Origin of the sequence: Marinobacter sp. F4218, from assembly GCF_019443085.1 — a bacterium.
GTDB lineage: Bacteria > Pseudomonadota > Gammaproteobacteria > Pseudomonadales > Oleiphilaceae > Marinobacter > Marinobacter albus.
This window is the reverse complement of sequence record NZ_JAHZIL010000003.1, coordinates 449,641-463,186: the sequence shown is the minus strand read 5'-3', so window position 1 is coordinate 463,186 and position 13,546 is coordinate 449,641. Positions and strand designations below refer to the sequence as shown.

The 13,546-nt window shown below is 57.0% G+C and carries 13 protein-coding genes; 12 read left to right on the top strand and 1 reads right to left on the bottom strand.

Annotated features, from left to right (window positions below; all coding sequences use genetic code 11):
- Nucleotides 1–20: 20 nt before the first annotated feature.
- The 8 genes from K0B93_RS06010 to K0B93_RS05975 all read left to right on the top strand — a co-directional run bounded on the left by K0B93_RS06010 (nucleotide 21) and on the right by K0B93_RS05975 (nucleotide 6,605).
- Nucleotides 21–674, top strand: coding sequence for an MlaC/ttg2D family ABC transporter substrate-binding protein (locus tag K0B93_RS06010; protein ID WP_219866345.1), 654 nt, complete (start codon nucleotides 21–23; stop codon nucleotides 672–674).
- Nucleotides 671–991 (top strand): STAS domain-containing protein, encoded by a 321-nt coding sequence (locus K0B93_RS06005; RefSeq protein WP_219866344.1) that lies wholly within the window; start codon nucleotides 671–673, stop codon nucleotides 989–991. Before K0B93_RS06010 ends, K0B93_RS06005 begins: the two co-directional genes overlap by 4 nt.
- A 113-nt stretch (nucleotides 992–1,104) precedes the next feature.
- Entirely contained in the window at nucleotides 1,105–1,347 is a 243-nt protein-coding gene (locus K0B93_RS06000) for a BolA family protein (protein WP_218634992.1), read from the top strand.
- A 28-nt stretch (nucleotides 1,348–1,375) separates the two neighbouring features.
- On the top strand, nucleotides 1,376–2,638 hold the full coding sequence (murA, locus tag K0B93_RS05995) for a UDP-N-acetylglucosamine 1-carboxyvinyltransferase (RefSeq protein ID WP_219866343.1): 1,263 nt from the start codon (nucleotides 1,376–1,378) through the stop codon (nucleotides 2,636–2,638).
- 29 nt (nucleotides 2,639–2,667) lie between these two features.
- Nucleotides 2,668–3,309: an ATP phosphoribosyltransferase gene (gene hisG / locus K0B93_RS05990; protein ID WP_219866342.1), complete on the top strand. Its 642-nt coding sequence runs from the start codon at nucleotides 2,668–2,670 to the stop codon at nucleotides 3,307–3,309.
- 89 nt (nucleotides 3,310–3,398) lie between these two features.
- Nucleotides 3,399–4,706 (top strand): histidinol dehydrogenase, encoded by a 1,308-nt coding sequence (hisD, locus tag K0B93_RS05985; RefSeq protein WP_219866341.1) that lies wholly within the window; start codon nucleotides 3,399–3,401, stop codon nucleotides 4,704–4,706.
- 35 nt (nucleotides 4,707–4,741) lie between these two features.
- On the top strand, nucleotides 4,742–5,794 hold the full coding sequence (gene hisC / locus K0B93_RS05980) for a histidinol-phosphate transaminase (protein ID WP_219866340.1): 1,053 nt from the start codon (nucleotides 4,742–4,744) through the stop codon (nucleotides 5,792–5,794).
- A gap of 67 nt (nucleotides 5,795–5,861) precedes the next feature.
- A complete protein-coding gene (locus K0B93_RS05975) occupies nucleotides 5,862–6,605 on the top strand; it encodes a Nif3-like dinuclear metal center hexameric protein (protein WP_219866339.1) in 744 nt (247 codons plus the stop codon).
- A 4-nt stretch (nucleotides 6,606–6,609) separates the two neighbouring features.
- Here K0B93_RS05975 and K0B93_RS05970 read toward each other — a convergent pair whose 3' ends face one another.
- Complete coding sequence (locus K0B93_RS05970; RefSeq protein WP_219866338.1) at nucleotides 6,610–7,041, bottom strand: YhcB family protein; 432 nt, start codon at nucleotides 7,039–7,041, stop codon at nucleotides 6,610–6,612.
- A gap of 231 nt (nucleotides 7,042–7,272) precedes the next feature.
- On the opposite strand from K0B93_RS05970, the gene zapE reads away from it, so the two are divergent.
- The 4 genes from zapE (at nucleotide 7,273) to K0B93_RS05950 (ending at nucleotide 13,305) form a co-directional block, all read left to right on the top strand.
- The gene (zapE, locus tag K0B93_RS05965) at nucleotides 7,273–8,370 is read left to right on the top strand and encodes a cell division protein ZapE (protein ID WP_228743413.1); all 1,098 of its coding nucleotides are present in this window, start codon (nucleotides 7,273–7,275) and stop codon (nucleotides 8,368–8,370) included.
- Between the two features lie 87 nt (nucleotides 8,371–8,457).
- Nucleotides 8,458–9,642 (top strand): thiolase family protein, encoded by a 1,185-nt coding sequence (locus K0B93_RS05960; protein ID WP_219866336.1) that lies wholly within the window; start codon nucleotides 8,458–8,460, stop codon nucleotides 9,640–9,642.
- A gap of 368 nt (nucleotides 9,643–10,010) precedes the next feature.
- Nucleotides 10,011–11,909: a DUF1302 domain-containing protein gene (locus tag K0B93_RS05955; RefSeq protein WP_219866335.1), complete on the top strand. Its 1,899-nt coding sequence runs from the start codon at nucleotides 10,011–10,013 to the stop codon at nucleotides 11,907–11,909.
- A gap of 34 nt (nucleotides 11,910–11,943) precedes the next feature.
- On the top strand, nucleotides 11,944–13,305 hold the full coding sequence (locus K0B93_RS05950) for a DUF1329 domain-containing protein (protein WP_219866334.1): 1,362 nt from the start codon (nucleotides 11,944–11,946) through the stop codon (nucleotides 13,303–13,305).
- Nucleotides 13,306–13,546 lie beyond the last annotated feature (241 nt).

The following is a 13,546-nucleotide window of genomic DNA, read 5'->3' as shown; positions in this document are numbered from 1 at the left end:
GATTTTTTAAGGAGATTCTGATGCTTGCAGTAAAACAACGCCTTTTCCTGATCCTTGCGCTGTCTGCCTTTCTGGTGGGTGCGGCCAAGGCGGGGGCTTCTGAAGACTTGCGGCAGTATGTGGACGAGAATACCCAGCGCCTGGTCGAAAAGCTCAACAAGGAACGTGGTCTGTACGAGGCTGACCCCGAGGCTTTCTACGCCAGCATGGATGAATCTCTGGACGGTTTTGTCGACTTCCGCCGAATTGCGGCGCGCGTGATGGGTCGGTACGCCCGACAGACCACGCCCGAGCAGCGCGACGAGTTTGTCTTCAAGTTCAAGCGCAGCCTGTTTGACAGCTATGCCCAGGCCCTGGTGGATGCCGAAGACTTCAGTATCCAGGTGAAGGAAGCCGTCATCAATCCGCAGGACGATGGCCGGGCGTCGGTGCAGATGGAAGTCATCAGCGCCTCTGGTAACCGGTATCCCGTGACCTACTCCATGTACAAGGCCAAAGATGGCAACTGGATGATGGAGAACGTCATCGTCGAAGGCGTGAACATCGGTCTGGCCTTCCGCGACCGCTTTGCGCAGGAGATGGAAGCGAACCGCGGTCAGGTTCAGGCGGTGATTGACGGTTGGGGCGATGCGGTGGAATCCCTGAAGCTTGAGAAAGAAGTCGATAATTCATGACCGCTCCGGCGCCCCGGGTCGAGATGATCGACAGTGTGCTCACCGTCAGTGGAGAGGTGGATGGAGATTCCGTTGTTGCTCTGCGCAAGCAGGGCGAGACGCTGCTCAATACGGTGAACGTGGACCTGGTCGTTGACCTCGGGACTCTCAAGACCGCCAGCAGTGTGGTGTTGTCCCTGTTGCTTTGCTGGCAACGCCTGGCGAACCGGCGAGGCGTTTCCCTGTCTTATCGAGGGGTGAGTGAACGCCTGGCGTCACTTGCTGCCCTCAGCAATCTCGATGACCAGCTGTCCGGCTTCAGTTCCGGTTCGGCCTGACTTTCCCCGAAATGAAACGTTCCGGGTCTTAGGTTACCGGACGGTAAAGCTGACCCGAAGTCCGGAATTGGTTACAATCTCGCCCCTGATTTCAAAACACCCGAGGATTTTTTATGGACGCCACCGAAGTCACGGCGCTGGTCGAAGAAGCACTGCCCGGCTGCGAAGTTCAGGTACAGGTTGATGGGACCCATTACCTGGTTGTCGTGGTGGGTGACGTTTTCGAGGGACTGTCGACCATCAAGCGGCAGCAGCTGATCAACAAGGCGCTGTTCCAGCAAGTCATGGATGGAACGATCCACGCACTGCATCCGAAAGCTTTCACGCCGGCTGAATGGGCTGAGCGCCAGGGCTGATTCGCCCAAACAAGACAGGATATTTATTGTGGACAAACTTTTGATCGGGGGGCGAAGGCCTCTGGATGGCGAAATCCGGATTTCCGGTGCCAAGAACGCAGCACTGCCGATTCTGGCTGCCACGCTGCTGGCCGATGAACCGGTAACCGTTGGTAACCTGCCGCATCTTCACGACGTCACCACCATGATCGAGCTGCTCGGTCGCATGGGGGTGGAACTGATGATTGATGAAAAAATGAGCGTGGAGATCCACGCCAATACCATCAAGCACTTCCACGCTCCCTATGAGCTGGTGAAGACCATGCGTGCATCCATCCTGGTGCTCGGTCCCTTGGTGGCACATTTTGGTGAGGCTGAGGTCTCCCTGCCCGGTGGCTGTGCCATCGGCAGTCGCCCGGTAAACCTTCATATTCATGGCCTGGAAATGATGGGCGCGGATATCAAGGTGGAAAATGGTTACATCAAGGCCAAGACCAATGGGCGTCTCAAAGGTGCCCATATTTTCCTGGATACGGTCACCGTAACCGGCACCGAAAACCTGATGATGGCAGCCGCCCTCGCCGAGGGTAAAACCATTCTGGAAAACGCTGCGCGTGAGCCGGAAGTTGTGGACCTGGCGGAATGTCTGATCGCCATGGGCGCTGACATCAAAGGGCATGGCACAGCAACCATTGAAATCAACGGTGTCGAGCGCCTGCACGGGTGTCATTACAATGTCCTGCCGGACCGCGTGGAGACCGGAACCTACCTGGTTGCCGCTGCCGCAACGGGTGGCCGGGTCAAGCTCAAGGATACCCGCGAGGACCTGCTTGAGGCGGTTCTGCTCAAGCTGACGGAGGCGGGCGCCCACATCACCACCGGACCAGACTGGATTGAGCTGGATATGAAGGGCAAGCGGCCGAAGGCGGTCAGCCTTCGCACGGCGCCTTATCCTGCGTTCCCGACGGACATGCAGGCGCAGTTTGCGGCTATGAACGCCGTTGCCGAGGGCACCGGTACGATCGTCGAAACGGTGTTTGAAAACCGCTTCATGCACTTGCAGGAACTGATCCGCATGGGCGCGGATATTACTCTCGAAGGCAATGCTGCGATCATCAAGGGTGTTGACCATCTGGCGGGAGCGCCGGTTATGGCGACCGATCTCCGGGCATCGGCGAGTCTGGTGATCGCCGGTCTGGTTGCTGATGGTGACACCATTGTTGACCGGATCTATCACATTGATCGCGGTTACGAGTGTATTGAAGAAAAATTGCAGCTGCTCGGCGCCAGCATCCGCCGCTTGCCGGCGTGACAGAGACAAAAGGGAAACCGGAAGTACGCATGACAGATTCCATCACCATCGCATTGTCGAAGGGGCGAATCCTCGAGGAGACCCTGCCGTTGCTGGCGGAGGCCGGTATCGAGTTGGTCGACGACATCAAGAAATCCCGCAAGCTGGTGTTCCCCACCACGGATCCCAACGTGCGGGTGCTGATCATCCGCGCCACCGACGTGCCGACCTACGTTCAGTACGGCGGTGCGGATCTTGGTGTCACCGGCAAGGATGTGCTGATGGAACATGGGGGGGAAGGTCTTTATGAGCCGCTTGATCTGAACATCTCCCGCTGCCGTCTGATGACAGCCGGGCCCAAGGACCAGGCGCCCCCTGCCGGTCGCATCAAGGTGGCGACCAAGTTCGTTAACCTCGCGCGTCGTTATTACTCGGCGCAGGGGCGTCAGGCAGACATCATCAAGTTGTATGGAGCCATGGAGTTGGCGCCAATTCTTGGCCTGGCGGATGAAATTGTCGATATTGTGGATACCGGGAATACCCTCAAGGCCAATGGCCTGGAGGCGCGGGAACTGATCGAACACATCAGCAGCCGCCTAGTGGTGAACCGTGCGTCCATGAAGATGAAACACGAGAAGATAAACCCCATAATCGAAAAGATGTCTGCTGCGGTGGATAGGCGGCGTACTTAGGGGTAAGAAGCGCCTTGTCCGACCACTTCTCCTGACCCATACCGGAAATCAACCTGAGCAAGTCATAAATTCCTTGAAGGATTTGATACATGACCGATATCAACATCACACGATTGAATGCCTCCCAAAGTGACTTCGACAGTGCACTGGCCAAGCTGTTGGCCTGGGATGACAGCGTTGATCATCAGGTGAATGAATCGGTTCGTCATATCCTGCATGAAGTGAAAACCCGCGGAGACGCTGCGGTTCTGGAATTTACCGAGAAGTTCGATCGTCTCAAGGTTCGTGGTGTTGCCGAACTGGAAATGGATCAGGGGCGCCTGCAAAAGGCGCTTGACGCGATCCCTCAGGATCAACGTATCGCACTGGAGAAGGCCGCCGACCGTATACGCGACTATCACGAGCGCCAGAATCAGCAGTCGTGGCAGTACGAGGATGAAGATGGCACCGTGCTCGGCCAGAAGGTGACGCCGCTGGACCGGGCGGGACTGTATGTGCCAGGTGGCAAGGCAGCCTATCCTTCATCGGTGCTGATGAATGCGATTCCCGCCAAGGTTGCCGGTGTCAGCGAGGTGGTCATGGTGGTTCCTACGCCTGATGGGGTGGTGAACGACATGGTCCTCGCCGCTGCTGCGATTGCGGGTGTAGACCGGGTGTTTACTGTGGGTGGCGCCCAGGCTGTAGGCGCACTGGCCTACGGCACGGAAACCATCCCTGCGGTCGACAAGATCGTGGGTCCGGGCAACATTTTTGTTGCCACGGCAAAACGTGAAGTCTTCGGTACCGTCGGTATCGATATGATTGCCGGCCCGTCTGAAATCCTGGTGATCTGCGATGGCCAGACTGACCCGGACTGGATCGCCATGGATCTGTTCTCCCAGGCGGAGCACGACGAGCAGGCCCAGTCGATCCTGATCAGTCCGGATGCGGCATTTCTCGATGCAGTCGAGGCCAGCGTCAACAAGTTGCTGCCTACCATGGAGCGTTCCGAAATTATCGCGGAGTCCATGGGCAGTCGGGCGGCTCTGATTGAAGTCGCTGATCTGAGTGAAGCGGCGGCGGTCTCGAATCGCATTGCGCCGGAGCACCTGGAGCTCTCGGTTGAGAACCCGGAAGCGCTGGTGGAAGAAATCCGCCACGCTGGAGCCATCTTCATGGGTCGATTCACGGCGGAAGCGCTGGGCGACTATTGTGCGGGGCCGAACCACGTTCTCCCGACCAGTGGTACGGCGCGGTTTTCCTCGCCCCTGGGGGTCTACGATTTCCAGAAGCGATCGTCGATCATCGGTTTCAGTGCGGCCGGTGCCGACCGCATGGGTCGGGTGGCCTCTGTTCTGGCCAGGGGTGAGGGACTCACCGCCCATGCCCGATCGGCCGAGTACCGTATCGAAGACTGAGCGCTCGCCATTTTTCTCCCCGGAGCCTGAATCCCATGAGCAAGTTTTGGAGCCCTAAGGTCAATGACCTGGTCCCGTATGTGCCAGGTGAACAGCCTAAAATGGCTAACCTGGTCAAACTGAATACCAATGAAAATCCGTTTGGCCCGTCACCCCGGGTGATTGAGGCCATTCAGGCGGAACTGAACGACAACCTCCGTCTCTACCCGGACCCGGAAGGCGATAGCCTTCGCCAAACCATCGCCGGCTACCATAAGGTCAAGCCGGAGCAGGTTTTCCTGGGCAACGGTTCAGACGAAGTCCTGGCGCACATTTTCTATGGTCTTTTCCAGCACGGCGAACCCGTCCTGTTTCCAGATGTGACGTACAGCTTCTATCCGGTTTACTGCGGCCTGTACAACATTGAAGGCAAGAAAATTCCGCTGACGGATACGTTCGAAATCAATCCCGATGATTTCAGGCAACCCAACGGCGGCGTGATTTTTCCGAATCCCAACGCCCCCACCGGGCGTTACCTGGAGCTCGCCAAGGTAGAGGAAATCCTGAAAGCAAATCCCGACCGGGTGGTGGTGGTTGACGAAGCCTACATCGATTTTGGCGGCGAGAGTGCCATTACCCTGGTGGATGCCTATCCCAACCTTCTGGTTTCACAGACGCTGTCCAAGGCCCGGTCTTTGGCTGGGCTGCGCGTTGGCTTCGCGGTCGGTCATCCGGACCTGATTGAAGCCCTCAACCGGGTCAAGAACAGCTTCAACAGTTACCCACTGGATCGGCTGGCTCTGGCCGGCGCGAAGGCGGCCTACGAGGATGAAGCCTGGTTCCGGAAATGCTGCGACGGAGTCATTGCCGAGCGTGAACGCTTGAGCGCTGCCCTGGAAAAGCTGGATTTCGAAGTGCTACCGTCCAGGGCGAATTTTGTGTTCGCCCGCCACAAGTCGCAAGCGGGTGAGTTGCTTGCCCAGGGTTTGAGAGAGCAGGGCATCATCGTTCGTCACTTCAGTAAGCCAAGAATCAGCGATTTCCTGCGAATCACAATTGGTACGCCGGAGCAGAATGATGCTCTGATCAAGGGGCTTCAGTCTCTGTAGCCTCCGGTCCGGGCGAGCCTGCAGAGCCAGGACGATCTTCCAGGAATAGTCAGACAGGAGACGAGCTATGGCCAACCGTAATGAAATCCTTCGCAAAATTGACGAGTGGCTCCAGCCGGACAACTTCCAGGATTATTGCCCCAACGGTCTCCAAGTTGAAGGCAAAGAGGAGGTTCGAGCCCTTGTCAGTGGCGTAACCGCGTCTCGGGCACTGATCGATGCGGCCATCGAAGCGGGCGCCGACATGATTCTTGTCCATCACGGTTACTTCTGGAAGGGCGAGGATCAGCGTATTCGGGGGATGAAGCGTGACCGCCTGAAGCAATTACTGGATCACGACATCAATCTGGTCGCTCACCACCTCCCGCTGGACGATCACCCGGTTTACGGCAACAATCGCCAGTTGGCGGATGTCCTGGGTATAGAAAATCCAAGGCCACTTGGTGGGCTGGTCTGGGAGGGCGAACTCACAGAAGCCATGAGTCCGGACCGCTTTGGTCAGTACATTGAACAGAAGCTGGGTCGGTCGCCGCTGCGGGTAGGTGAAGGCAGGTCTGAGATTAAACGGATTGGCTGGTGCACGGGCGCTGCCCAAGGGTTCATTGGAACGGCACTGGAGGCTGGATTGGACGCCTACATCAGTGGCGAAATTTCAGAGCCTACCACTCACACGGCACGCGAGTGCGGCATCCATTACTATGCGGCGGGTCATCACGCCACTGAGCGTTACGGCGTACAGGCGCTTGGCCAGGCTTTGGCGCAGGAATTCGGGCTGACGCACCAATTTATCGATTGCGACAACCCGGTCTGACTGATCAGGCCTTCTCTTTTTTCGGGAGGCCGAAACCTTCCGCCAATGTGCCTGAGGCACCCGGGTCGGTTTTTGGCGCGTAGTCGCGTGGCGGTTCGACGCCGTCATCGCTGACTTCCTCCAGACGTTTCCTGGAGGTTTCCTGGGCCAGCTCTTCCATCCATTCCTCGTCGTTGCACAGCCGGTTTGCGCCGCGGGCCATGTGCTGGTTGACGTCGCGGTAGGCGTCATTGAAACGACGCAGCAGGTGGGCCGACTCCATAAAGTGTTCGTTCACCTGGGCCTGGTAGCGGGTATATTCGCTTCTCAGTTCTTCAATCTGCTGTTCCGCCCGACGCTGTCTAAGCGTGGTTCCTTGCCCGGAGCGGCCAACAACTACCCCGATGACGATGCCCACAATCAACGCGGCAATCGCTGCCAGAATCAGGTTTGTCATATGCTGTGTCGTCCTTTTACCTGGAAATTAGCCTCGCACCACTTCCGAGTATAACGCCGGAAGAGCAATCAGCCCATGATTGTATCCTGCGCCAATCGTCGTATTGCTTCAGAAATGCCCGGCGTGGCGAAAAATCGCGAAATGCGCGACAATACGGCGCCCAAAATTTTACGACCAACCTCCGGGAATTCCTCAATGACAGAAGTTATGTCCTCAGACGTCAGTGCAAACTTGACCCCTTGGGAGCGTTACCAGAAGGATCTTGAGCGTCCGGAATTTCAGAAAGACCCGGCACAGGAAGACGCTGTCAGGCGACTCCAGTCACTGTACGACAAACTCGTTGAGGCGGAAAGTGACCGTAACGGTGCGATGGCCAAGTTGCGCCGAAAACTGAAGAAAGGCAAGGAAGATCCTGTTAAGGGGCTGTACTTCTGGGGCGGGGTTGGCCGTGGCAAAACCTATTTGATGGATACGTTCTACGAGTCACTGCCGTTCGATCGCAAGATGCGGGTGCATTTCCATCGGTTCATGCAGCGGGTTCACAATGAACTCAAGTCCCTTAAGGGTGAGAAGAATCCACTGGACCTGGTGTCCAGGAAGTTTGCGGATGAAGCCCGGGTTATCTGTTTCGACGAGTTCTTTGTGTCGGATATTGGCGATGCCATGATTCTCGCGACGCTGATGGACGGTTTGTTCAGCCGGGGGGTGACGCTTGTATGTACCTCCAACATCGTCCCGGATGGCCTTTATAAGGATGGGCTGCAAAGGGCGCGGTTTTTGCCCGCGATCGCACTGGTCAAGAAGCATACCGACGTTGTGAACGTCGATGGCGGTGTTGATTACCGCCTGAGAACGCTGGAGCAGGCAGAGCTGTTCCACTCCCCGCTTGACGAGGATGCGGATGTCAGTTTGCGGACCAGTTTTGATGCTCTTGCCGTGGAAGCAGGCAAGCACAGCAAGAGCATGGAAATAAACGGCCGCAAGATACCCGCTCGAGCGCACGCCGACGACGTGGTCTGGTTTGATTTCAAGGATGTCTGCGATGGCCCCCGCAGTCAGAATGATTACATCGAGCTGGCCCGACAGTTCCACGCAATCATCATCAGCAATGTGCCGATACTTGGCCGCGAGAAGGATGATCAGGCGCGAAGGTTTATTAACATGGTGGACGAATTCTACGATCGCAACGTCAAGGTGATCATCTCCGCCGCTGCCCCGATTACCGAGCTGTATTCCGGGGGGCGTCTGGAGTTCGAGTTCGAACGCACTGAATCCCGGTTGTTGGAGATGCAGTCGCGGGAGTACCTCGAGGCGCCTCACAAACCCTGACAAACATCATAAGAATTCAGCACCACTGAATCGTAAGCGAGGACGCAGTTTTAATGGTCCCAATGAAAACGACAGAGAGATCCATGTATGAGCAACGATAATGTAGTGATTGTCAGCGGCGTCCGCACCCCGATGGGCGGCTTCCAGGGCAGCCTCTCGGCGGTCAGTGCGCCCGAGCTTGGTGCCATTACCATCGCAGAGGCAGTCAAGCGCGCCGGACTTCAGCCTGCCGACGTGCAGGAAGTGATCATGGGCAACGTTCTGCCTGCGGGTCTGAAGCAGGGGCCAGCCCGTCAGGCCATGCGTAAGGCCGGGCTTCCGGACAATACCGGTGCCACAACCATCAACAAGCTGTGCGGTTCCGGCATGAAAGCGGCCATGTTTGCCCATGACCTGATCAAGGCGGGCAGCAATGACATCATGGTCGCCGGCGGCATGGAGAGCATGTCCAATGCCCCCTACATCTTGCCCAATGCCCGCAAGGGATATCGTATGGGCCCTGGCGATACGGCTCAGGATCACATGTTTCTGGACGGTCTGGAAGACGCCGAAACCGGCCGTCTGATGGGTGCCTTCGCCCAGGAGATGGCAGATAAGAAGGGCTATACCCGTGAAGAGATGGACGACTATGCCATCAATTCCCTCAAGCGGGCCCAGCGGGCGATCGAAGAAGGTCTTCTGAAGGCTGAAATCACCCCGGTTACGGTCAAGTCACGCAAGGGCGACACCGTGGTTGAGGATGATGAACAGCCCTTCAATGCCAATATTGAAAAGATTCCCACGCTGCGTCCGGCGTTCAGCAAGGATGGCACCGTAACGGCGGCCAACGCGTCCTCAATTTCCGACGGCGCATCTGCGCTCGTGCTCATGCGGGAATCTGAGGCGGAGAAGCGTGGCCTCAAGCCGTTGGCACGAATCGTGGGCCACAGTACGCAGTCCCAGCATCCGTCCGAGTTTACCTGCGCTCCGGTCGGTGCCATCGAGACGTTGCTGGGGAAAACCGGCTGGTCAAAAGAAGATGTTGACCTGTTCGAGATCAACGAAGCCTTTGCGATGGTCGCAATGATGCCGATTCGCGAGCTCGGGCTCGATCCGGAGAAGGTCAACGTCCACGGTGGCGCCTGTGCCCAGGGGCACCCGGTAGGCTCCACGGGATCCCGGTTGCTGGTCACACTGATGTACGCGTTGCAGCATTATGGCAAGAAGAAGGGCGTCGCGGCGCTGTGTATCGGCGGTGGTGAGGCAACCGCCATGGCGATTGAGTTGCTGTAACTCACTGACTGAACGGCCCGGGCCAAGGATGGACTGGGCTGTCTCTACCCCTTCCGACGTTCCACCCTCCTTCAATATCCTCCCGTTGAATCGCGGTGCATTGGCCACTGCAATGATCCGGCCTTGAACAGGAAAATCCCATCAAACCAAAGTGGTTGCATCCAGAATAGTTGTCTATAGTGAAGCGGTGCGAGGAAACCCGCTGGTTAATGGGGTGTTAGGGCAAAATCATACTTTTGACTGATCAAAGCGCTCGACAGCGTTAGCTATAGTGCCAACATCACGAGCACTGTGCATGAAGCCTCCAATACATCGTGAACACCAATAATCAGAGCAGCGACTCAGAACAACAATGGAGTAGCCTTCCAATGACAAGAAAAACTCAGCAATGGCAGCGTTGGACCAAATTACCGCTGGCCGTGGCAGTAGCCGCCGGAATGTCTGGCCAGGCCGCCGCTTACTCATTCTACATGGGGGATGTCGAAGCCCAGTTCAACACCACGCTGTCTGCGGGTGCTGGTTGGCGACTGGAGGACCAGGACAAGCGCCTGATCGCCCAGGGTAACCTCGGGCCAGAGTACGCTCCAGGCGGAGCACTGGAGAACATTGGCGCCTCTACCAACAACTACGACGACGGTAACCTGAACTTCGAGAAAGGGAAAACCTACTCGAAGATCGCCAAGGGCAACAGTGAACTGTTCCTGAACTACAACGTCGACAGTGATGTGCTTACTCGCGTTGGTGGTCTGCTTCGTGGCCGCTACTGGTACGACTTTGAGCTGAAAGATGAGAACCGTGCCGTTGACTTCGTGGGTCAGCAGCGTGAACTGAACCGGAAAGCCAAAGACAACGCCTCCGGTGGCGAGCTGCTGGACGCCTACGTCTTCACAGACTGGTATTTCGGAAACGTGCCAGTCAGCCTTCGTTATGGCCGCCAGGTGCTGAGCTGGGGCGAGAGCACATTCATCCAGGGTGGCATCAACGTCATCAACCCGGTTGACGTGCCGGCCTTCCGGGCTCCCGGTGCCGAGCTGAAAGACGCACTGCTGCCGGTGGAGATGTTCTATGCGTCCGCGGGTGTAACCGAGAACATCACGCTGGAAACCTTCGTGCAGGCAGACTGGGAGCCGGTAAAGGCGGATGACTGCGGTACGTTCTTCTCAACCAACGACTTCGCCTCGGATGGCTGTGGCCCGGTTCTTCTGGCCGGTCAGTTGCCGGACTCCCAGGCGTTAGCCCAGGGCTTCATTGCTCCACGTCTTGGGGACCAGGAAGCGGATTCCAAAGACCAGTTCGGTGTGGCCATGCGCTGGTACGTTCCGGCCCTGAACGATTCCGAGCTTGGTTTCTATTACATCAAGTACAACAGCCGTCTGCCGTACGTCAGTGGTCTGGTCAACAACCCGTCCAGCCCGAGTGCGACCCAGGCGAGCGATCCCTCGCTGCCGTCCTCAACCTTCCCGAGCTACTTCATTGAGTACCCGGAGAATATCAACCTGTACGGCGTCAGCATCAACACAACCGTGAGTGGCTGGTCATTGGGTGCGGAATACAGCTTCCGTGACAACGTGCCGCTGCAGTGGAACGCGTTCGAGCTGATCTACGGCGGTCTCCAGCAGCGCGGCCCCAACGGCGAAGTTCTGAGCAAGCTGGAAGCCCAGCGTCTTGAAGAGAGCGGTGGCGCCAACCTCGCGGGCAAGGCGGTTGCGGGTTATGACCGCTTTAACGTGTCTCAGGCACAGTTTACCCTGATCAAGTTTTTCGACCAGGTTATGGGGGCCAGCCGACTGTCCTTCATCACCGAGTTCGGCGCAACCTACATCCATGACCTGCCGGAATACGACGAAGCTCGTTACGGCCGCTCGGGCACCTACGGCATCGGAACCCTGCCGGTTGTTGGCGAAAACTTCACTGGCGATTTCTGTCAGGCGGGTGCCAATATCAACACCAACTACTGCAACAACGAAGGGTTCACTACAGACTTCTCCTGGGGTTACCGTGCACGCTTCGTTTGGGATTACCCCAACGTGTTCGCGGGTGTAAACCTGCGCCCACAGCTGGCCTGGTCTCATGACGTGCAGGGTTACAGCCCGCAGCCAGGCGGTGCGTTCAACGAGGGCAGCAAGGCAGTTGGCCTCTCTGTGGAAGCGATTTATCAGAATAAAATCACCGGTAATATCGGTTACACGAACTTTTTCGGCGGAAAGCCGTATAACGAGTTAACTGACCGTGATTTCGCAACCGTGAGTGTTTCCTACTCATTCTGATACCGGAACGAATTCGTTTGACGAGGGACTATAAATGAAACTAAACAAGAAACTACTGGCCACGGGTGTATTGGCTGCAAGCGTGTTTGCAGGCCAGGCCTATGGTGCGGTTTCTGCTGAGGAAGCGGCCAAGCTGGGCAATTCTCTGACTCCGATCGGAGCCGAGAAAGCCGGGAACGGCGGCGCGATCCCAGCCTGGGACGGTGGTCTGAGTACGCCGCCTGCGGCCTACAAGGGCGATGGTCGCTACGTGGATCCGTTTGCGGACGAGGAGCCGAAGTTCGTAATCGACCAGAGCAACGTCGATGAGTACGCGGACAACCTGTCGGCGGGCCAGATTGCAATGATCAAGCGTTACGATGATTACTTCATGCCGGTCTACGAGACCCATCGTACTGCGGGTTATCCGAAGGAAGTCAACGACAAGACCATCGAGAATGCGACTCAAGTCGAGTTGATCAAGAACGGCAACGGCCTCGGCAACTACACCGAAGCCACTCCGTTTCCGATTCCACAAAATGGTCTCGAAGTGATCTGGAACCATATCACGCGCTACCGCGGCGGTTCCGTTGCGCGGAATGTGGGTCAGGTGACTCCCACGGAGGGCGGCGACTTCTCTGTGGTCAAATTCCAGGACGAGTTTACCTGGCGTACCGCGCTCGAAGATTTCGAGCCGGGACAGGACCCGAACGTGCTGTTCTACTTCAAACAGGCAATCACGGGGCCGGCACGTCTGGCCGGTAACGTCCTGCTGGTTCACGAAACCATTGACCAGGTGGCCGAGCCACGTCGCGCCTGGGTCTACAACGCTGGTCAGCGTCGTGTCCGCCGGGCACCGCAGGTTGCTTACGACGGACCGGGTACCGCTGCCGATGGTATGCGTACATCCGATAACTTCGACATGTACAACGGTGCACCCGATCGATACAACTGGGAACTGGTTGGAAAGAAGGAGATGTACATCCCCTACAACTCCTATCAGCTGGTTGATCCGAGCCTCAGCTATGACCAGATCATCAATGCCGGTCATATCAATCAGGACCTGACCCGTTACGAGCTGCACCGTGTGTGGCACGTGCGCGCGACCTTGAAAGAAGGCGAGCGCCACATCTATGCCCGGCGTGATTTCTTCATTGACGAAGACTCCTGGCAGGCCTCTGTGATTGATCATTACGACGGACGTGGTGAGCTCTGGCGTGTGGCCGAAGCACATGCGATGCAGTTCTACGATCAGGACGTGCCGTGGTACGCCATCGAGGTACTGTACGATCTTCTGTCCGGCCGTTATCTGGCGCTGGGCTTGACCAACGAGGAAGAGAATCCGTACGAGTTTGGTGCTGAGCGCCGGTCTCGGGATTACACTCCGGCGGCCCTTCGTCGCGCTGGTACTCGATAAGCGTCAAAAGTGTGTTTAAACGGCGGGCCTTTGGCCCGCCGTTTTCGTTTGTGATCGGGAAAAGCAGACGAACGCCGGTTAATGTTAAAAAATCGCCACCTCCTAAAATCCTTTTACGTCAAAATTTTGCAGCCCGCCCCTTAATTGGTTTAACCTTCGTCTCATACTAAAGGCGTACCCGGAGCCGGACGCCACTCAAAAGTCAGTGCAGGAAACCATTTGTCGGTTTCTGGAGTTTGAA

Excerpts from the sequence above, each read along its gene's own strand:
- K0B93_RS06010 (WP_219866345.1), top strand. The coding sequence starts at position 21 with ATGCTTGCAGTAAAACAACGCCTTTTCCTGATCCTTGCGCTGTCTGCC.
- K0B93_RS06005 (WP_219866344.1), top strand. The coding sequence starts at position 671 with ATGACCGCTCCGGCGCCCCGGGTCGAGATGATCGACAGTGTGCTCACC.
- K0B93_RS06000 (WP_218634992.1), top strand. The coding sequence starts at position 1,105 with ATGGACGCCACCGAAGTCACGGCGCTGGTCGAAGAAGCACTGCCCGGC.
- hisG (WP_219866342.1), top strand. The coding sequence starts at position 2,668 with ATGACAGATTCCATCACCATCGCATTGTCGAAGGGGCGAATCCTCGAG.
- hisD (WP_219866341.1), top strand. The coding sequence starts at position 3,399 with ATGACCGATATCAACATCACACGATTGAATGCCTCCCAAAGTGACTTC.
- hisC (WP_219866340.1), top strand. The coding sequence starts at position 4,742 with ATGAGCAAGTTTTGGAGCCCTAAGGTCAATGACCTGGTCCCGTATGTG.
- K0B93_RS05975 (WP_219866339.1), top strand. The coding sequence starts at position 5,862 with ATGGCCAACCGTAATGAAATCCTTCGCAAAATTGACGAGTGGCTCCAG.
- K0B93_RS05970 (WP_219866338.1), bottom strand. The coding sequence starts at position 7,041 with ATGACAAACCTGATTCTGGCAGCGATTGCCGCGTTGATTGTGGGCATC.
- K0B93_RS05960 (WP_219866336.1), top strand. The coding sequence starts at position 8,458 with ATGAGCAACGATAATGTAGTGATTGTCAGCGGCGTCCGCACCCCGATG.
- K0B93_RS05955 (WP_219866335.1), top strand. The coding sequence starts at position 10,011 with ATGACAAGAAAAACTCAGCAATGGCAGCGTTGGACCAAATTACCGCTG.
- K0B93_RS05950 (WP_219866334.1), top strand. The coding sequence starts at position 11,944 with ATGAAACTAAACAAGAAACTACTGGCCACGGGTGTATTGGCTGCAAGC.